Origin of the sequence: Noviherbaspirillum autotrophicum, from assembly GCF_000818395.1 — a bacterium.
Classification (GTDB): Bacteria; Pseudomonadota; Gammaproteobacteria; order Burkholderiales; family Burkholderiaceae_D; genus Noviherbaspirillum; species Noviherbaspirillum autotrophicum.
The window spans coordinates 2,244,652-2,265,053 of the sequence record NZ_JWJG01000028.1 but is presented as its reverse complement, the minus strand read 5'-3'; the positions used below and the strand labels follow the sequence as shown (position 1 = coordinate 2,265,053).

Below are 20,402 nucleotides of genomic sequence, written 5' to 3'. Positions count from 1 at the left end.
GGCATGCCATGTCTACCATCCCACCCCGCCTGGACCACCATCCGGGCGGGCAGCGCTACCGCCATCTGATCGAGTTGTGCGTCGACGGCGTGTTCCTGCTGCGCGACGCACGGATCGTCGGTTCCAACCGGGCCGCGCTGGACCTGCTGGGCTGCAGCAATCCGGAACAGGTGCATGGCCATTCCCTGTTCGACTTCCTGCATCCGGACGGCGGCGGCGCCGTCGTCCAGCACCTGCGCAGCACGGTCGAGGAAGGGCCGGCCAATGTGTCTCTGGAGCATCGCTTGATGCGTGACGATGGAACCGGTTTCGATGCCGAAATCACGGTGGCGCCCTATCCCGATATGGACGACCCGAATGGCCGCCTGGTGGTACTGCGCAACTTGACCGAACGCCGGCACATTGCCGCGGCGCTCGATCAGCAGGATCAATACTTGCGCCTGATCACCGACGCGGTGCCGATCCTGATTGCCTATATCGATTCCGGCGAACGATACCGCTTCGTCAACGCCGCCTACGAGCCGTGGTTCAAGCAGCCACGCTCAGAAATCGTCGGCAAATCGCTGCGCGACGCGCTGGGCGCGGCCTACCCGGCACTGCAGCCGCAAATTGCCCGCGCCCTGGCCGGCGAACGCATCCGGTATGAGGCAACCGTCGACAACGACCTCGGGCGGCGCCACGTGATCGTCAGCTATACGCCCGATATCGCCGACGACGGCAAGGTGCGCGGGTTTTCCTCCACCGTGATCGACATCACCGAGCGCAAGAATGCCGAACAGGAATTGCGGGAGCAGGAAAAACAGTTACGCCTGATCACTGACGCCCTGCCCGTCTTCATTGCCCAGTGCGACCGCGACTACCGCCTGCGCTTCGTCAACCGCACCTATGCCGACCGCTTCGGCTATCGCGCGCCGGACGTGATCGGCCGGCGCGTGCCCGATATCGTCGGGCAGGAAGCCTTCGCGCGCATCAGGCAGTACCTCGACGCGGCGCTGGCCGGCCAGCCGCAGGAACATGAAATGCGCATCAACGCGCCCGGCGGCGAAGAACGCTGCCTGCAGCTGATGTACGTACCGGAGCGCGACGAGCACGGGGCAGTGCGCGGCGTGGTCGCAGCTGTCAACGACGTGACGCGCCTGCGCCGGGCCGAAGAACAATTGCTCAGACGCGAAATCGAATTCAAAACCCTCGTGGAAAACTCTCCCGACATCATTTCCCGCATCGACCGCAACATGCGCCACCTGTACGTCAATCCGGCAGTCGTCAAGCTGGCTGGCATCGAGCCGTCCGACTATATCGGCAAGACCAAGGCCGAGCTCGGCCTGCCGCCCGCCATGGTGGCGGCCTGGGATGAAGCCGCCAAAGCGGCGTTTCGCACTGGGCGCGAGCAGCGTCTCGATTTCGACAACATCATCGACGGCCAGACCCGCTTCTTTTCCGGCCGCATGGTCCCCGAAACCGACCCGCACGGCCGCATCGAATCGGTAGTCGCCATCGCCTACGACGTCACCGAGCGCGCCCGTGCCGAGAAAGAGCGTGACGACTTGCTGGTACGCGAGCGCGCGGCACGCATTCAGGCAGAAACCGCAGCGCGTGCGCGCGACGAATTCCTCGCCATCGTGTCGCATGAATTGCGCGCCCCGCTGAACGGCATCCAGAGCTGGGCCCATGTGCTGGAAAACTACCTGAAGGACGTCACATCGGCGCCGCTGGCGCAACGCGCCCTGCAAGGCATCAAGACCGGCGTGGGACAACAGGTGCGCCTGATCGAGGACTTGCTCGACGTGACGCGCATGATGAGCGGCAAGCTTCGCCTGGTCAAACAGCCGCTGGCCCTGGTTCCCCTGCTGGAAGCCGCCGTAGAAAGCGTGCGTCCGACGGCGGCGGCCAAGAATATCGCCATCACCTGCACCTATCGCATTGCCGATGAACAGATCGAGGGCGACTCCGACCGCGTGCAGCAGATCTTCTGGAACCTGCTGTCGAATGCCGTCAAGTTCACCCCGCAAAACGGCAGCGTATGGCTGGCGGCCGACAAGATCGGCGCCGAAATCCGCGTCACCGTGCGCGATAACGGCATGGGAATTTCCTCCGAATTCCTGCCGCACCTGTTCGACCGCTTCAGCCAGGAAGACACGTCCAGCACGCGCGACCATAGCGGCCTCGGGCTCGGCCTGTTCCTGGTGCGCCACCTGGTCGAGCTGCACGGCGGGCAGGTCAGGGCAGAAAGCGCCGGCGAAGGCCAGGGAACCATGTTTTCCGTGTCCCTCCCGCTGCGCGTGGGCGGCGACAAATATGCTGTTGCCACGCTCGAGGAAAACGCTTCTGCCAACCTGCCGCTACCGTCGCTCGAGGGCTTGCGCATCCTGCTGATCGACGATCAGGCCGAGGCGCGCGAATCGCTGACGGTGGTGCTGACCACGGCCGGCGCCGATGTCTTCGCAGCCGATTCGGCCCAGCAGGTGCTGGCCTGGCTGCCGACGCTGGCCGACCAACGGCTGCCCGACGTGCTGGTCTGCGACATCGCCATGCCGGGCGAAGACGGCTATGCCGTCCTGCGCAAGCTGCGGGCATGGAAACCGGATGGCAAAACCGCGCCGCTGCAACGCATGCCGGCGCTCGCGCTGACCGCATTTGCACAGCGGGAAGACCGGATACGCGCGCTGACTGCCGGCTTCCAGATGCATGTGACGAAGCCGGTCGCCCCGGAAGAATTGATCGTCGTGATCGATACGATGGTGGCCCGGACCCAGTAAGGCGTTGCGCACCGGCTCCCGGGCGGGAGCCGGCTTCACGCAGAAGTCAGGCGTGGAGTGGAGGCTTAATAGTGCTTACAGCACTTAATGGTAGGAGCCACTCCCGCTCTGCACTGCGGACGGTTCTTCTGCCTTGTGCATGCCGTCGTACGGCCCGTATTCCTCCAGCCTGTTGTACAGCGTCTTGAGGCTGATACCGAGGATGTCGGCGGCGCGCTTTTTGACGCCGCCGCACAGGTCAAGCGTTGCGTAAATCAGCTTGCGGTCCACTTCGGCCAGCGAGGTGCCGACCGGGATGGCCAATGTCATGCCGACCGGCGACTGGGTGGTAATGACCGGCGCCAGCGCGCTGGCATCGATCGTGTGGTCGGACAGGATGAATGCGCGCTGCATGTAATTGCGCAGTTCGCGCACATTACCCGGCCAATGGTAATTGGACAGGCAAGCCAGCCCATCGGCGGAGAGCGTCTTGCTGGTGCCGTGCGTGGTATTGAGCTCGTCGAGAAAATGCTGCGCCAGCAATTCGATGTCGGCGCCGCGCTCCCGCAGGGGCGGGATACGCAACGGGAAAACATTCAGGCGATGATACAAGTCGAGCCGCAGCTTGCCTTCGGACACTGCCGATTCCGGGTCGCGGTTAGTGGCCGCGACCACGCGCACATCGGTTTCGATTTCCTGGTTGCTGCCGATGCGCATGAACGTACCTGTTTCCAGCACGCGCAGCAGCTTGACTTGCAGCTCGATCGGCATCTCCGTGATTTCATCCAGGAACAGCGTGCCGCCGTTGGCCCGCTCGAAGTAGCCCTTGTGCTGACGGTCGGCACCGGTGAAGCTCCCCTTCTCATGACCGAAGATTTCACTCTCGATCAGCTGCGGCGAAATCGCGCCGCAGTTCACCGGCAGGAACGGGTGTTTCTGGCGCAGGCTGAGATCATGGATGGTTTGCGCGGCGAGTTCCTTGCCGGTGCCGGACTCGCCCAACAAGAGCACGGTCGCCTCGGTCGGCGCCACGCGCCCAATGTGGTTATACAGCTTTTGCATCGCCGGCGCGGCACCCAGCATTTGGCCGAAGTGGCCGAGGCGGCGCAGCTCGCTGCGCAGCACGCCGATTTCCTCCTTCAGGTCGACGGTACGCGGGATGCGCGACAGCAGCGACTTCAGGCGGCGGAAGTTGATCGGCTTGGTCAAATAATCGGCAGCGCCCAGGCGCAAGGCCTCGACCGCGGTCTCGACGCTGGCATGGCCGGTAATCAGCACAATTTCGGTAGTGGCGCGCGATTCGATGTCGTTGAACAAGTCCATGCCGCTGCCATCGGGCAGCTTCAGATCGATCAGCACCACGTCGGGGCGCTGGCGCATGATTTGCGCTTGTGCCTCGCGGATATTTCCTGCTACAGCAGTTGAGAACCCTTCGGCAGCAGTGATTTCCACCAGCGCCTCTCGGGTGTTGACGTCGTCATCGACGATCAGTACGTGTGGCATATCGATTTCTGTAAACAGTTCAGTTCCCGGAGTAAGACACTATCAGTTCAATTCTCGGCGGCTTCTGCCATTTCGCAAACAGCTAAGCCCGTCATTGCCGCATCCAGCTGGTAGCGGCGGCAACCATGCCCACAATCACGGTTCATGGGCCGTGCGCATGCATCAAGAATTATTAGACCGGCATTTCACGGGGACATTCCCGCCGATTTTCATTTCATGCATGAGGGGCCCGGACGTCAATACACTGACTGCCCGAGAACGAATGTGGCATGCGTCAAGAACAGCGCCGACCGTAGTGGCCGGGAATTGCATCACACGACGCAGCCAGCATAGCTAGCCTGCATCGGTCGTGATAAATACCCGAAGAATATGACCGCTATACCGATTACAGCGGGCGGACGCGCGTGATGCGCGCCCCCTCACCGCGAGGTACAGCGTACAGACTGAAAGCGCAGCTACCGGAACAATTTAGTATCTGCACACGATCGCATTGCCAGATAATTCCTTACTTGCTTGAACCGGAAGAGCCGGAGCTGCCGGAAGAGCCCGAACCGCCGCCCATGGAGCCGGAAGAGCCCGACGAGCCACCGGCGGCACCAGAACCGGACTGGGACGATCCGGACGTGCCCGAGCTGCCACTGGAGCCCGAACTTTGATCGGCGCCACGGCGTTCACAGCCGGTAGCAGCCATGCCCAGTGCAGCAACGACCAGCAAAACCTTCGATGCATTGAGGAGCGTCTTCATTGTTGTTCCTTTCACATAAAATGGACAATGTGACGTTCTTGACCATTTCAATTGCGATAAGTTCGTCGCTTTCACAGGCAATGCAGCGAATGTGTTTCCTGTACGAAGAAAGTTGCGGCCATTAAGAAGTTGCCGTGTCAGAGGACCCGGCGGCGCATCGGAATTGTCCGACATTTGATACAGATAGAGAATTGACCAATCGGCTCTAGTATCGACACACCCGCGCCGCAATATCGTGTATTGTGAGATGGAGTACAGCCCCATGATCACAGGGTGTTCCGGTGCATTTTTCGGCGTGGTAGTGATTTTCGGCAGCGGCCCTCCCGACCCGCCCGACAAGGCATTCCACCCGCACATAATGGGATTTGTATAGCAGAACTGGATTCACGCCAATCCCTCTTCCATCAGGATATGAAACTCGTGGAAACAGCTCTTGTCCTCGATCCGTCGTTTTCCACGTGATCTGGGCAGATGGAAACCAACATGTCTCTCGATAAATCAGTCAAGCATTTTGGCGTCATGTATGGCGCGTCTCCCGCCATGGAGCGGCTCTATCAGCAGATCGAGCGCGTCGCCGCCACCGATGCAACCGTCCTGCTGGTAGGTGAAAGCGGGACAGGAAAGGAATTGATTGCCAATGCAATCCACCAAGCCAGCATGCGCAAATCGGAAACCTTTGTCGCCGTAAATTGTGGCGCGATTCCGGCGCACCTGATCGAAGCGGCGTTGTTCGGACACGAGAAAGGCAGCTTTACCGGCGCCATGCGCCAGCACCTCGGCTATTTTGAACATGCCTCGCGCGGCACACTGTTCCTCGACGAAATCACGGAGATGCCGGTCGACATGCAAGTCAAGCTGCTGCGCGTGCTCGAGTCCGGCAGCTTCGTGCGCGTCGGCGGCGATGAAGAAGTAAAGGTCGACGTGCGTCTGGTCGCCGCCACCAACCGCGACCTTGAAGTCGCAGTCAAGCAAGGCAATCTGCGCGAAGACTTGATGTACCGGCTCGCGGTGTTTCCGGTACGCGTGCCCCCATTGCGCGAGCGGGGCAGCGACATCGAATTGCTCGCGCAATCTTTCTTGCAGGAACTCAACGAAAAGGAAAATACGCAGAAAGTGTTTTCGCGCAGCTCGCTCGACGTCATCCGCTCCTACTCGTGGCCCGGCAATGTGCGCGAACTCAAGAACGTGGTGCAGCGCGCATTCATCCTCGCCACCGACACGCTCGATGTGGAAGAGTGCATTTCGGATTTCGCAAGCAAGAAGCCAACCGTCCATGAAGGCTGCCTGAATTTCTTCGTCGGCACGCCGCTGGCCGACGCGCAGCGCGAAATCATCCTCGCCACCCTGAAGCATTACAGCGGCAACAAGCGGCTCACCGCCGAGACACTGGGTATCAGCCTCAAGACGCTGTACAACCGTCTCAAGGAATATTGACGGCCACACCAGCGGTGCGGCCATCATCGAGCCTTACCGTCGGGCCTTACCCGTTGATCACTTCGCCGCCGTTCGGATGCAGCACCTGCCCGGTCATGTAGGAAGCATCGTCGCAGGCAAGGTAGACATAGGCCGGCGCAATTTCGTCCGGCTGCCCCGGGCGGCCCAGCGGCACCTTTTCGCCAAACTTGGACACTTGCTCCGGCGAAAAGGTAGATGGAATTAGCGGCGTCCATACCGGTCCGGGCGCCACCGCATTCACGTAAATCCCCTTCTCGGCCAACTGCTGCGACAGCGAGCGGGTGAAGGCGACGATCGCGCCCTTGGTCGCCGAATAGTCCAGCAAGTGTGAACTGCCGCGATATGCGGTCACTGACGTCGTGTTGATGATGCGCGCACCGGGCTTCAGGTGCGGCAAGGCTGCGCGCACCGCGTAAAACATCGAAAAGATATTGGTGCGAAACGTTTTTTCCAGCTGTTCGTCCGAAATGTCGGTAATGCTTTGCTGCGGGTATTGCTGGGCAGCGTTGTTGACGAGAATATCTAGCTTGCCGAACGAGGATACGGTCGTGTCCACCATTTTTTTGCAGAACGATGAATCACCCACGTCGCCGGCGAGCGTCACGCATTCCCGCCCTTCCGCCTCGATCAGGCGGCGCGTTTCCTGCGCATCCTGGTGTTCCTCAAGATAAGAGATGACGACATTCGCCCCTTCCTTGGCAAACGCGATCGCCACCGCGCGGCCAATGCCGCTGTCGCCGCCCGTGATCAGCGCGACCTTGCCCTTCAGTTTTCCACTGCCCTTGTAATTCTTTCCTTCCGCTTGCGGCGGCGGGGACATGGCCGCTTCCGAGCCGGGCTGATGATCCTGATGCTGGGGAGTGATATTTGGTTTTTCCTGCGCCATGTCTGATCCTTCCTGGACTGAATGACAGCGGCACGATGGCCGCCGCATGAGGCAAATCGATCCGAAGCGCGCCGAATGCGTCAAAGCGCCCCAGGGAAAAGACAGGATTTTTAGCAGCTTCCATGCCACGCCGGACGGCGCCGGGCAGCTGACCAGCCTCAGGCCGCGAGCGGTTGCGTGCGGGCGAATGCTTCCATCAGCAGCGCGGGGTCTCCCGCAGCCAGCTTCTTTGCATCGGACAGGGTTTGACGGAAGGTGCGCGCCCCCGGCATGCCGGCCATCAGCCCGAGCAGGTGGCGGGTAATGCTGTTGAGCTTCAGTCCGCCGCCCGGCTCACTCTTGCCGGCAACCTTTCCATACCGCGCGAGTTGGTCGTGAATATAGGGCAGCATCGCCTGCAACACCTCGGCGCGTGATTTCACCGGCGCCGCATCACCGTAATAGCGGGCATCGAAGGCCGCCATCAGGTAGGGATTGTGATAGGCCTCGCGCCCGATCATCACGCCGTCGACCTGGCGCAGATGCGCATCGATCTCGACCAGCGTCTTGATGCCGCCGTTGATGATGATTTCCAGCTGCGGGAAGTCGCGCTTGAGGCGGTAGGCATAGTCGGGCTTGAGCGGCGGGATTTCGCGGTTTTCCTTAGGGCTCAATCCCTTCAGGATCGCATTGCGCGCATGTACGATAAAGGTCTGGCAACCGGCATCGGCAATGGTGCCGACGAAGTCGCGCACGAACTCGTAGGAGTCGACCTGGTCGATGCCGATGCGGTGCTTGACCGTCACGTCGATCGCCACTGCGTCGCGCATGGCCTTGACACAATCGGCGACCAGTTGCGGCTCTGCCATCAGGCAGGCGCCGAAGGCCCCCTTCTGCACGCGCTCGGACGGGCAGCCGCAATTCAGGTTGATTTCGTCGTAGCCCCATTGCTCGCCCAGCTTCGCGCTTTTCGCCAGGTCGGCCGGTTCGCTGCCACCCAGCTGCAATGCGACAGGATGTTCCTCGTCATTGAAATTGAGATGGCGGGCCACATCGCCGTACAGCAGCGCGCCAGTCGTCACCATCTCGGTGTACAACCAGGTATGGCGCGTGATCTGGCGGTGAAACATGCGGCAATGACGGTCTGTCCAATCCAGCATCGGAGCAACAGACAGGCGGCGCGGGGGCAACTTGGCGGATTTCAATGAGGCGCTCATAATTAGCCGGTATTGTACCGGACAGAGTCCGTTGCATTGATGCGCTGTTGTACAGAGTAAAAGCCCAGAAATCATCTGGCCGCCAAGGGCGAAACATCGCCACAGCACCCACTCCCAAAGAGAGCCGCATGAAAGAGATACCTGACAATATCGACACCAGCCATTTCTGGATGCCCTTCACCGCCAACCGGCAATACAAGTCCAGGCCGCGCCTGCTCGCCGCCGCATCCGGCATGTACTACACGACCGATGACGGCCGCCAGATCCTCGACGGCACTTCCGGCCTGTGGTGCGTCAACGCCGGCCACTGCCATCCGAAAATCACCGCCGCCATCCAGCAGCAAGCCGCCGTGATGGACTACGCGCCGACCTTCCAGATGGGCCATCCGCTCGTATTCGAGGCTGCCAGCAAGCTGGCATCCATCGCGCCGGAAGGTTTGAACCGCGTCTTTTTCTGCAACGACGGCTCGGAATCGGTCGACACCGCCCTGAAGATCGCACTGGCTTACCACCGCATGTGCGGCGACGGTTTGCGCACCCGCCTGATCGGCCGCGAGCGCGGCTACCACGGCGTCGGTTTCGGCGGCATCGCGGTCGGTGGCATCGCCGGCAACCGCAAGCATTTCGGCCCGACGCTGGCTGGCGCCGACCACCTGCGCCATCCGCTCGATATCGCAAAGAATGCATTTTCGCGCGGCTTGCCGGAACACGGCGCGGAACTGGCGGACGAGCTGGAACAACGCCTGCTCGCCCTGCACGACCCGGCCACCGTGGCCGCCGTCATCGTCGAACCGATCCAGGGCTCGACCGGCGTGATCCTGCCGCCCAAGGGCTACCTGCAAAAACTGCGCGCCATCTGCGACAAGTACGGCATCCTGTTGATCTTTGATGAAGTCATCACCGGCTTCGGGCGCCTCGGCGCGGCGTTTGCCGCCGATCACTTTGGCGTGGTGCCGGACATGATTACCTGCGCCAAGGGCCTGACCAATGCCGCAGTGCCAATGGGTGCGGTACTCGTACGGCAAGACATTCAAGACGCATTCCTCGATGCCGCGCCGGAAAATGCGATTGAATTCTTCCATGGCTATACCTACACCGGCCATCCGCTGGCAGCTGCCGCCGCCATCGCGGCCATCGATGTCTACACCGAAGAAGGTTTATTCGACCGTGCAGCCGCCATGGCGCCGTATTTCGAAGAAGCTGCACATCAGCTCAAGGGCGTACCGTACGTAAAAGACATCCGCAACCTCGGGCTGGTGTGCGGCATCGAGCTCGAAGGCGTGCCGGGCAAGCCGGGCACGCGGGCCTTCGACGTATTCCTGAAATGTTTCTGGGAAAAAGGCGTCCTGATCCGCACCACCGGCGACATCATCGCGCTGTCACCGCCGCTGATCATCGACCAGCTGCAAGTCGATCAACTGTTCGCCGCGATTGCCGACGTCCTGAAAACGCAAAAGGCAATCCCCGCCGCCGAGCACGCGCCCGCCTAGTTGTTCATGCAGGAACGGTCATCCGACCGTTCCCGCCTATTGAACAGGGGTGCCGCGGCGCAGGGTGACGTCGCGCATGGCGGCCAGTTCATTCGACACCAGCGCCGCCATCACGACGGCGCCGCCGATCAGCGTTTCCTGCGTCGGCACTTCTCCGGCGCCCAGCCATGCCCACAAGGGCCCCAGCAGCACTTCCAGCAGCGCCAAGAGCGACACTTCCGGCGCCGACAGGTGGCGCGCGGCGCGCACCATCAGCATGCATGGAAGGCCGAGCTGGAAAAAGCCGAGCGTTGCCAGGATCGCCAGGTCATGCAGTGAGGTTTGGAGAGGCCACGCCAGCGGCAGCATCAGGATGGCCGCAAATACGCTGCCCAGGAAAACGGCGGGAATCAGGTCGACGCCATGCCCTGCCCGCTTGATGGCAATCAGGTTGACCGCCGCCGCGACCGGCACCGCGCTGGCGATCAGCATTCCGACCAAGTGCTGCCCGCCGACGTCATTAATGCTGCGCACGAACATCCACAGGATCCCGGCGAACGCGGCGACAATCGCCAGCCAGGTGCGATGCGGAATGTCAGCTTTGAGCAACAACCAGGCCAGAAAGGCGGTCAGCAGCGGTGACACGCTCATGACGATCAGCGTATTCGCGACCGTGGTCTTGGTCAGCGCAATCATGAAGCAGGTGAACATCGCACACCACATCAAGCCGCTCACCACGCCCAGCGAACCAACTGCGCGCACGGTTTTCACGGCAGAGCGCACGCCCTGCTGCGAAATCAGCGCGCCTGCCACAAACAGCGCGGAAAAAAAGCTGCGCCAGAACGTGACTTCGAAACTGCGAGCCGCTTCCAGATGGCGCGTCAGCACGCCAGCGATGCTCCACAGAGTGGGAGCGATAATCATCAGCACGATCGCGCGTCGATGCGGATTCAGAAATGGCATAGGCAATACAGATATAAAAAAACCCGGCGCCCCCAAAGGGCGGCCGGGCTTGCGATTCATTTCACCACGCCGTCTTGGCCGTGGTGCAGCATCAGTTTACGCCGCCTCGCGCGAAGCCTTCTTGCGCTCATGCTCCTTCAGATGGCGCTTGCGCAGGCGAATGCTCTTCGGCGTGATTTCGACCAACTCGTCGTCCTCGATGAATTCCACGGCATATTCCAGCGTCAGCTGGATCGGCGGCACCAGGCGCACCGCTTCGTCGGTGCCGGACGCGCGCACGTTGGTCAGTTGCTTGCCCTTGATCGGGTTCACGACCAGGTCGTTGTCACGCGAATGGATACCGATGATCATGCCCTCGTACACCGGATCGTTGTGGCTGACAAACATGCGGCCGCGATCCTGCAGCTTCCACAGTGCGTAGGCAACTGCTGCGCCGTCATCCTGGGAAATCAGCACGCCATTGCGACGGCCTGCCAGTTCCGGCTTGTTCATGTCAACCGGCGAGTAGTCGTCGAAAATATGGCTCATCAGGCCGGTGCCGCGCGTCAGCGTCATGAATTCGGACTGGAAGCCGATCAAGCCGCGTGCCGGGATGCGGTATTCGAGACGCACGCGGCCCTTGCCGTCCGGTTCCATATTCTGCAGGTCGCCACGACGACGGCCCAGTTCTTCCATCACGCCACCCTGGTGCGCATCTTCCACGTCCACGGTCAGCAATTCATACGGCTCGCACTTGACGCCATCGATTTCCTTGAACACCACGCGTGGTCGAGAAACGGCCAGTTCATAACCTTCACGGCGCATGTTTTCCAGCAAAATGGTCAGGTGCAATTCGCCGCGACCCGATACTTCGAACGTCGTGTCGTCGCCGGTATCGTTGACGCGCAATGCCACGTTCGATTTCAATTCGCGGTCGAGACGGTCGCGCAGCTGGCGGCTGGTCACGAACTTGCCTTCGCGGCCGGCCAGCGGCGAGTTGTTGACCAGGAAGTTCATCGTCAGCGTCGGTTCGTCGACCTTCAGCATCGGCAATGCATCCGGTTTGTCAGGGGCACACACCGTGGTGCCGATGCCGAGCTCTTCGATGCCGTTGATCAACACGATATCGCCAGCCATCGCTTCATCTACCAGTACGCGCTCCAGGCCCTTGAACTTCAGCACCTGATTGATACGTGCCTTGGTCGGCGTCGAATCCGGGCCGTTCATGATGATCACGTCTTGCAGCGCCTTCACGCGACCGCGGCTGATGCGGCCGATACCGATCTTGCCGACATACGACGAATAATCGAGCGAGGAAATCTGCAGCTGCAGCGGGCCGTCCGGGTCGTCGTCGCGCACCGGCACGTGTTCCAGCACTGCATCGAACAGCGGCTTCATGTCACCTTCGCGCACGGTCGAGTCGAGGCTGGCGTAGCCGTTCAGCGCCGATGCATATACCACCGGGAAATCGAGCTGTTCTTCGGTCGCGCCCAGCTTGTCGAACAATTCGAACGTCGCATTGATCACCCAGTCAGGACGTGCGCCCGGACGGTCGATCTTGTTGACCACCACGATCGGTTTCAAACCCAGCGCAAGCGCCTTGCGCGTCACGAAACGGGTCTGCGGCATCGGGCCTTCGACCGCATCGACTAGCAGCAGCACGGAATCGACCATCGACAGCACACGCTCCACTTCGCCGCCGAAGTCGGCGTGGCCCGGGGTATCAACGATGTTGATGTGGGTGCCGTTGTATTCGACTGCGCAGTTCTTCGCCAGAATCGTGATGCCGCGCTCCTTTTCCAGATCGTTCGAGTCCATCACGCGGTTATCGACTTGCTGATTCTCGCGGAAGGTACCCGACTGGCGCAGCAGCTGGTCGACCAGCGTGGTTTTGCCATGGTCGACGTGGGCGATGATGGCGATGTTGCGCAGGGCGCGTTTAGTGTTTGACATGGTCGTGAGGTGCTGAATACGGAAAACCGAAAATTATAGCATGCGGCGCCGCAAAGAATTGGAAAAACCCTTGAAATTCAAAAGCTTGCTTGCTGAAATACAAGGCACACAAGATTCCAGTTTATTAACTTATACTCATGCAACGAAAAACCCTGCGATCTTACGAGTGGAATATGACAACACGATTTTTCTCCCTGTTCGCCTTGTTGATCCTGACCGCATGCGCCCAAGTCAGCACCACCTCGCCCGGCGTGGTCGGCGTCAACCGGCCTCAATACATGACTTTTTCATCGAACAAGTTCAATCAGCAAATGAGCGCGTCGTACAGCGACATGATGCGCGGCGCGGCCAAGAAAAATTCGCTGAACCAGAACGCTGCCATGGTCGCGCGCGTGCGCGCGATCGCCCACCGGCTGATACCGCATACGGCAGTGTTTCGCCCGGACGCACCGGGCTGGCCATGGGAAGTCAATGTCATTACGTCCGATGAGCTGAATGCGTTTTGCGCCGCTGGCGGCAAAATCGCGTTCTACAGCGGCATCATTGAAAAATTGCAACTGAGCGATGATGAAATCGCCGCCATCATGGGGCATGAAATCTCGCATGCGTTGCGCGAGCATGGCCGCGAACGCGCATCCCAGCAGCTGGGCACGCAACTCGGGCTCACCCTGGTCGGGATCGCGGCTGGCGCCAACCAGGGCCAGATGAATCTGGCGGGGGACATGTCGAAATACCTGTACTTGCTGCCGAACAGCCGCGAGCATGAAACCGAGGCCGACCGCATGGGCGTGGAACTGGCCGCGCGCGCCGGGTACGATCCGCGCGCTGCGATCTCGGTCTGGCACAAGATGCAGGGAACGAACAGCAAACAGCCGCCGCAATTCATGAGCACCCATCCGTCGCACGAAACGCGGATCGCCGACCTCGAATCCTATAGCGCGAAAGTCATGTTCCTCTACGACTCGGCAAGATCACAAAAACCGGCAGGTTAATGGGTGCCGGTGGCAATCAGGCGCTCGGGTGCGAGCACGCCGAATTCCATTAATTGCGCTGTGCCAAGCAGGCTGCGGTCAGATTCGCGATACACGCGAACCCTGCCTGCCGTCTGCTGGACATGCCCTTCCTTGCCCAAGGCAAGACGCTGGCCGTGCAGAAAACGCCTGGCCAATTCTTCGGATAACGACACCGCCGGAAACGTCGACAGCAATGCATCGACCGGCGCCAGCAATGCTTCACGCTCGCCATCGGCCGTTTCGGCCAGCTGTTCCAGCGTGACTGCGGCATCGAGGCTCAGCGCCCCCACTTGCGTGCGGCGCAAGGCCTGCAAATGCGCGCCGCAGCCGAGTGCTTCCCCGATGTCCTGTCCCAGCACCCGAATATAGGTTCCTTTACTGCAATGAACACGCAGCGTCAGAAACGGCGCACGGTAATCGAGCAGATCCAGCGTGTAAATCCTTACTCGGCGCGCCTCGCGCTCGAGCGTGACGCCAGCACGAGCGTATTCATAGAGGGGTTTGCCGTCACGCTTCAATGCCGAGTGCATTGGTGGCACTTGATCGATGTCGCCACGAAACTGTGCGAGAACCGCCTCAATTCGTTCCAGCGTCACCTCGACGTTACGTGTTTCAACAACCTCGCCTTCGGTGTCTGCGGTCGTGGTCGTTATGCCTAGGTGCACGACGGTCTCGTACGTCTTGTCGGCATCGAGCAAATCCTGGGCAAACTTCGTCGCCTCGCCAAAACAGAGTGGCAACAACCCCGTCGCGAACGGGTCGAGGGTGCCCGTATGTCCCGCCTTTTGTGCGTTCAGCAGACGCTTGGCCTTGATCAGTACATCGTTGCTGGAGTGACCGGCAGCTTTGTCGAGCAGTAGAACGCCGTGAACAGGCACGCGTATTTTCTTGGGCAATGCTTGTGCCATATGAGGAAAATCATGAGAGCCGCGCGAGGCGGCGAACGGTCAGTCTTCGGCGTCCTTGGCACGCGTGGCATTTGCCGCTTCGATCAGCTTGGACAATTCCATGCCGCGCGTCGTCGACGTGTCATACACGAAGTGCAGCTCGGGAATGGTATGGATGGTCAGACGCCGCCCCAACTGACCGCGAATGAAACCGGCCGCCTTGCGCAATCCCGACAGCGTGTTCTGTACCGCTTCGTCGTTGTCGACCAGCGTGGTGAAAAACACCTTGGCATGCGCATAATCAGGCGTCACTTGCACTTCAGTGATCGTGATCATTCCGACACGCGGGTCTTTCAGTTCATATGCAATGATTTCAGCCAGATCGCGCTGGATCTGGTCGGCGACACGCACGCCGCGCCCGGGAATGGATTTGCTGTGTTTAGCCATGGTTCTGCAACCTTAAAACGAGATAGCCCGGACAGAACCCTGATCGGCATTGCGCATTCCGTTGAAGGGATGCGCAATGCACTTGGCTCCGTCCGGGCTACAAAACTGCCCGCGACAATCGAATTACAGGGTACGTGCGACTTCCTGCACTTCGAACACTTCCAGCTGGTCGCCTTCCTTGATGTCGTTGAAGTTCTTCAGTGACAAGCCGCACTCGAAGCCTGCCTTCACTTCCTTCACGTCATCCTTGAAGCGCTTGAGCGAATCGAGTTCGCCGGTCCAGATCACCACATTGTTGCGCAACAGGCGGACCGAAGCGCCGCGCTTGACCAAGCCGTCGAGCACATAGCAGCCGGCAATCGAGCCAACCTTGCTGACATGGAACACTTGGCGGATTTCGACCAAACCCAGTGCCGCTTCGCGCTTCTCTGGTGCCAGCATGCCCGACATGGCGGCTTTGATTTCGTCCACGGCATCGTAAATGATGTTGTAGTAGCGAATATCGATGCCGCTGGCTTCGGCCAGCTTGCGCGCAGATGCGTCGGCCCGCGTATTGAAGCCGATGATGACCGCCTTGGAAGCGACTGCGAGGTTGACGTCGGACTCGGAAATGCCGCCGACGGCAGCGTGCACGATCTGCACCCGGACTTCGTCGGTCGACAGCTTCTGCATCGAGTGCACCAGCGCTTCCTGCGAACCTTGCACGTCGGCTTTGATGATCAATGGCAAGGACTTGACCTCGCCTTCGGCCATCTGCTCGAACATGTTCTCCAGCTTTGCTGCTTGCTGCTTGGCCAGCTTCACATCGCGGAACTTGCCTTGACGGAACAAAGCGATTTCGCGTGCCTTGCGCTCGTCAGCCATCACGATTACTTCTTCACCGGCTGCCGGCACTTCGGTCAAGCCCTGAATTTCGACTGGGATCGACGGGCCTGCTTCAGAAATGTTCTTGGCGTTCTCGTCGAGCATCGCCCGTACGCGGCCGTAAGACGAACCGGCCAGCACGATATCGCCGCGCTTCAGGGTGCCGGACTGCACCAATACGGTCGCAACCGGGCCGCGGCCCTTGTCGAGCTTGGCTTCAATCACGAGCCCCTTGGCAAGCGCGTCGACGGGCGCCTTCAACTCCAGCACTTCTGCTTGCAGCAATACGTTTTCCAGCAGATCGTCGATGCCCTGACCAGTCTTTGCGGATACCGGCACGAACGGCGCCTCGCCGCCATAGGCTTCCGGCACGACGCCTTCCGCGATCAATTCCTGCGTGACGCGGTCGGTATTGGCGCCCTGCTTGTCGATCTTGTTGATTGCCACGACGATGGGCACGCCGGCCGCTTTCGCGTGCGCGATCGCTTCCTTGGTTTGCGGCATCACACCGTCGTCGGCCGCCACCACCAGAATCACGATGTCGGTTGCCTTCGCGCCGCGTGCACGCATGGCGGTAAACGCCTCATGGCCCGGCGTATCGAGGAAGGTGATAATGCCACGCGGCGTTTCGACGTGATAAGCGCCGATATGCTGCGTAATCCCGCCTGCTTCGCCCGCAGCCACCTTGGCGCGACGGATGTAGTCCAGCAACGAGGTTTTGCCATGATCGACGTGACCCATGACGGTCACCACAGGCGCGCGCGGCAATGCCTCGGCATCGACGTGTTCGCCGACTTCTTCCAGCATCGCTTCCGGGTCGTCCAGCTTGGCCGCAAACGCCTTGTGGCCCATTTCTTCCACCAGGATCATCGCGGTTTCCTGATCGAGCACCTGGTTGATGGTCACCATTTGGCCCAGCTTCATCAAATGCTTGATCACTTCCGATGCCTTCACCGCCATCTTGTGTGCGAGTTCGGCAACCGTAATGGTCTCCGGCACATGCACCTCCTTGATCACGGCTTCGGTCGGCACCTGGAAGTTCGATTCGCGCTGGTCGTCGCCATGCGATGAACGGCGTCCCTTCGGGCCGCCGCGCCAGCCGTCGCGACCTGTCGACGGCCCAGTCGTGCCGGCGCCACGGGTCTTGATACCACCGCGCTTTTTCGCCTGCTCATCTTGCCAGGTGGACGACACGTTGGCCGACTTGATCGATTTCTTGTCGCCGATGGCCGGTTTCTTCTCGTCTTTTTTCTCGCCAGGCTTCTTGTCAGTAGGCTTGTGCAGCGTACCTTCGGCAGCTTTCGCCTGAGGAGCAGGCGCCGGCGCGGGTTCCGGTGCTTTCATGACCTTACGCGGCGCATTCATCATCGCCTTGATTTGCGCAACTTCATCCTCAACAGCCTTGCGCGCCCGCTCGGCGGCGGCGGCACGTTCCGTCGCTTCCTTCGCTTCCTGCTCGGCAGCCTTCTTCCTGGCAGCCTCATCGTCTGCACGCTTCTTCTCTTCGGCAGCGGTGAGATCAACCTTTTCCTGCTGCTTTGCCGCAGCGGCAGCCTCGGCCGCCCTGCGCGCTTCCTCGGCCTCTTTCTGCGCCTTGGCTTGTGCTTCCTTCTCGGCTTCCAGTTTCGCCAGGTGCTCCTGCTTTGCACGCAACTCGGCTTCCTGGCGCGCGATCAGTTCGGCCTGACGACGAGCCTCTTCCGCACGACGCGCCACTTCCGCTTCGTCAATCACAGGCGCAGCAGGTGCTTCCGGCGTCGCTTGAACCGTTTCAATGACCGGCTCGTCACGCTTGATGAAGGTGCGCTTCTTGCGCACTTCGACCTGGATCGTGCGCGACTTGCCGCTGGCATCGGCCTGTTTGATCTCGGTCGTTTCCTTGCGCGTGAGCGTGATTTTCTTCTTTTCACCATCCGGCGACGCTCCGTGCGAGCGGCGCAAATGGTTCAACAGCTTGTCCTTGTCTTCCTTGGACAGCACATCGGACGCCGAACGCTTATCGACGCCGGCGGCACGCAGTTGCGTCAGCAGCAAGTCCGCTGGCATCTTTAGTTCGGTGGCAAATTGAGCTACGTTGTTACTCGCCATTCAGTCCTCTTTTCTATGTGGGCTCGACAGATGATATTGGAGCGTTGCAGGTCATTTCGCTGTGACCAGCTCCCGCGCTTTCTCTTGCAATGCCCGCGCACGATCATCGTACTTGGCATCGATCAGACGCATTTCATCGTCGCTCACATCTTCAAATTCATTTTCAATCAGTTCACGCGCACGCTCTATCGGCAAGGCCAGGATGGCGCCGAATTCGTCATAGGCTAAACCGGCAAATGCGTCCACCGTTTTGACACCGGCCAAACCCAGTTTGCCCGCGGTAATCCGATCAATTCCTTCCAGATTAACCAAAGCATCTTCCATGCCTTCCAGTCCTTCTTCGGAGGCAATGGCTTCCGTCACGAGCGCGTCGCGTGCGCGGCTGCGCAGCTCATTGACAGTATCTTCGTCGAATGCTTCGATATCCAGCATTTCAGTAATCGGCACATAGGCAATTTCTTCCAGGCTGGAGAAGCCTTCCTGCACCAGGATATCGGCCACTTCCTCATCGACGTCGAGCTTTTCCATGAACAGCGTGCGAATCGCTGCGGTTTCCGCTGCGGCCTTATCGGCCGACTCTTCCGCTGTCATGATGTTGATCTGCCAGCCAGTCAGCTCGGATGCCAGACGTACATTCTGACCGCCGCGGCCAATCGCGATCGCCAGGTTTTCTTCGTCGACGACCACATCCATCGCATGCTTTTCCTCGTCGACCACGATCGAGGACACGTTCGCCGGCGCCAACGCACCGATCACGAATTGTGCCGGATCTTCCGACCACAGCACGATGTCGACACGCTCGCCACCCAGTTCGCCGGTCACCGCCTGCACGCGCGAACCGCGCATGCCAACGCAGGTCCCGATCGGATCGATGCGCTTGTCGTTGGTAAACACGGCAATCTTGGCGCGCACGCCCGGATCACGCGCCGCCGATTTAATTTCAAGCAGGCCTTGCTCAATTTCCGGAACTTCCAGCTCGAACAGCTTCATGATGAATTCCGGCGCAGTCCGCGACAAAATCACTTGCGGTCCGCGTGCATTGCGGTCGATACGGAGGATATAGGCACGCACGCGGTCCCCGACGCGCAGATTCTCTTTCGGAATCATCTGGTCGCGCGGCAAGCGCGCTTCGATCTTGCCGGATTCGACGATCGCGTCGCCGCGTTCCATGCGCTTGATAGTGCCGGTGACGAGGGCATCGCCGCGTGCCAGGAAATCCTGCAGGATCTGTTCACGCTCGGCGTCGCGGATACGCTGCAGCACAACCTGTTTGGTGTCCTGTGCAAAGCGGCGGCCGAAATCAACCGATTCGATCGGTTCTTCAATGTAATCATCGACTTCGATGTCAGGAATCTGTTCCTTCGCTTCGAAGTGCAGCACTTCCTGGTCGGGCAATTGCAGACCTGCCTCATCCGGCACTACGTGCCAGCGGCGGAAGGATTCGAACTCACCGGATTCGCGGTCGATGGAGACGCGCACATCGACGTCCCCCTCGTAGCGTTTCTTGGTCGCTTGCGCGAGCGCATGTTCGAGCGCTCCGAAGACGATTTCTTTATCGACGTTTTTTTCTCGTGCCAGCGCATCGACCAACAACAAAACTTCGCGACTCATGCTTTGCGACTCCTAAAATCCACTTTCGGCACCAAGCGTGCCTTGTCCACGTCGGCGAGCGTAAACTCCAGCATCGCCGGCCCTTCTTTTCCTTCAAATTCCAACTTCAGCGTGTCGCCTTCCGGTTCCTGCAGGATGCCCTGAAAGGACTTGCGATTGGCCGCTCCAGGCATCGGCATGCGCAGCTTTACCACAGCCTCCTGCCCGGCGAAACGCGCGTAATCGGCCGCTTTTTTCAGCGGACGATCGAGCCCGGGAGACGAGATCTCCAGCCGCTCGTAATTAGCGTTTTCAACCGTCAGCACATGCGACAACTGGTGGCTGACCTTTTCGCAGTCATCCACCGTAATACTGCCCTTGTCAGCCTGCTCCGACGGGAAGTCGATATACACGCGAAGCAGACCATGCGCCGCCTGCTCGAAATCGACCAGTTCATAGCCCATGCCCACCACGGTTTTTTCAATTAAGTCCAACAACCGCAAAACTGTTCTCCAAAACTACGCCAGCCAGTCCGCACAAAGCGTTCAAGAAAAAAAAAATGGGCATCTGCCCATCTTTTTATCGCTTCAGCCCACTTAACGTGGCACCCGGCAAACGTTGTTCTTGCG

At 60.2% G+C, this 20,402-nt stretch carries 15 protein-coding genes; 4 read left to right on the top strand and 11 right to left on the bottom strand.

The annotated features are described in order from the left end of the window. Positions 1-8: 8 nt before the first annotated feature. Positions 9-2,756, top strand: coding sequence for a PAS domain-containing hybrid sensor histidine kinase/response regulator (locus TSA66_RS11745; RefSeq protein ID WP_198358777.1), 2,748 nt, complete (start codon positions 9-11; stop codon positions 2,754-2,756). Between the two features lie 84 nt (positions 2,757-2,840). Here the strand turns inward: TSA66_RS11745 and TSA66_RS11740 are convergent, their stop codons facing one another. Then, positions 2,841-4,238: a sigma-54-dependent transcriptional regulator gene (locus TSA66_RS11740; protein ID WP_040040171.1), complete on the bottom strand. Its 1,398-nt coding sequence runs from the start codon at positions 4,236-4,238 to the stop codon at positions 2,841-2,843. A gap of 505 nt (positions 4,239-4,743) precedes the next feature. After that, entirely contained in the window at positions 4,744-5,247 is a 504-nt protein-coding gene (locus TSA66_RS26860) for a hypothetical protein (RefSeq protein ID WP_157691662.1), read from the bottom strand. 219 nt (positions 5,248-5,466) lie between these two features. On the opposite strand from TSA66_RS26860, the gene TSA66_RS11735 reads away from it, so the two are divergent. Then, positions 5,467-6,417 carry a sigma-54 interaction domain-containing protein gene (locus TSA66_RS11735; protein WP_084199512.1) on the top strand — a complete coding sequence of 317 codons (951 nt, stop codon included), beginning with the start codon at positions 5,467-5,469 and terminating at the stop codon, positions 6,415-6,417. Between the two features lie 46 nt (positions 6,418-6,463). Here TSA66_RS11735 and TSA66_RS11730 read toward each other — a convergent pair whose 3' ends face one another. Together TSA66_RS11730 and dusA are read right to left on the bottom strand one after the other, a co-directional pair. Continuing rightward, positions 6,464-7,324, bottom strand: coding sequence for an SDR family oxidoreductase (locus TSA66_RS11730; RefSeq protein WP_040040170.1), 861 nt, complete (start codon positions 7,322-7,324; stop codon positions 6,464-6,466). 158 nt (positions 7,325-7,482) lie between these two features. Continuing rightward, positions 7,483-8,520: a tRNA dihydrouridine(20/20a) synthase DusA gene (gene dusA / locus TSA66_RS11725; protein WP_084199510.1), complete on the bottom strand. Its 1,038-nt coding sequence runs from the start codon at positions 8,518-8,520 to the stop codon at positions 7,483-7,485. A 128-nt stretch (positions 8,521-8,648) separates the two neighbouring features. Here dusA and TSA66_RS11720 point away from each other — a divergent pair, with 128 nt between their 5' ends. Then, on the top strand, positions 8,649-10,010 hold the full coding sequence (locus tag TSA66_RS11720; protein WP_040040169.1) for an aspartate aminotransferase family protein: 1,362 nt from the start codon (positions 8,649-8,651) through the stop codon (positions 10,008-10,010). 36 nt (positions 10,011-10,046) lie between these two features. Here the strand turns inward: TSA66_RS11720 and TSA66_RS11715 are convergent, their stop codons facing one another. Both TSA66_RS11715 and typA read right to left on the bottom strand, forming a co-directional pair. Further along, entirely contained in the window at positions 10,047-10,952 is a 906-nt protein-coding gene (locus TSA66_RS11715; RefSeq protein ID WP_040040168.1) for a DMT family transporter, read from the bottom strand. A 96-nt stretch (positions 10,953-11,048) separates the two neighbouring features. Beyond that, entirely contained in the window at positions 11,049-12,884 is a 1,836-nt protein-coding gene (gene typA / locus TSA66_RS11710) for a translational GTPase TypA (protein WP_040040167.1), read from the bottom strand. Positions 12,885-13,057: 173 nt separating this feature from the next. Here typA and TSA66_RS11705 point away from each other — a divergent pair, with 173 nt between their 5' ends. Next, on the top strand, positions 13,058-13,876 hold the full coding sequence (locus TSA66_RS11705; protein WP_040040166.1) for a M48 family metallopeptidase: 819 nt from the start codon (positions 13,058-13,060) through the stop codon (positions 13,874-13,876). Here TSA66_RS11705 and truB read toward each other — a convergent pair. The 5 genes from truB to rimP all read right to left on the bottom strand — a co-directional run bounded on the left by truB (position 13,873) and on the right by rimP (position 20,276). Further along, positions 13,873-14,805, bottom strand: a complete 933-nt coding sequence (truB, locus tag TSA66_RS11700) for a tRNA pseudouridine(55) synthase TruB (protein WP_040040165.1) — start codon at positions 14,803-14,805, stop codon at positions 13,873-13,875. The genes TSA66_RS11705 and truB overlap by 4 nt on opposite strands. Positions 14,806-14,844: 39 nt before the next feature. Beyond that, positions 14,845-15,231, bottom strand: a complete 387-nt coding sequence (gene rbfA / locus TSA66_RS11695; RefSeq protein WP_040040164.1) for a 30S ribosome-binding factor RbfA — start codon at positions 15,229-15,231, stop codon at positions 14,845-14,847. Between the two features lie 123 nt (positions 15,232-15,354). Next, the gene (gene infB, locus TSA66_RS11690; protein ID WP_040040163.1) at positions 15,355-18,183 is read right to left on the bottom strand and encodes a translation initiation factor IF-2; all 2,829 of its coding nucleotides are present in this window, start codon (positions 18,181-18,183) and stop codon (positions 15,355-15,357) included. 51 nt (positions 18,184-18,234) lie between these two features. After that, positions 18,235-19,794 (bottom strand): transcription termination factor NusA, encoded by a 1,560-nt coding sequence (gene nusA / locus TSA66_RS11685; RefSeq protein ID WP_040040162.1) that lies wholly within the window; start codon positions 19,792-19,794, stop codon positions 18,235-18,237. Then, positions 19,791-20,276, bottom strand: coding sequence for a ribosome maturation factor RimP (gene rimP, locus TSA66_RS11680; protein ID WP_040040161.1), 486 nt, complete (start codon positions 20,274-20,276; stop codon positions 19,791-19,793). The genes nusA and rimP overlap by 4 nt, the downstream gene beginning before the upstream one ends. Positions 20,277-20,402 lie beyond the last annotated feature (126 nt).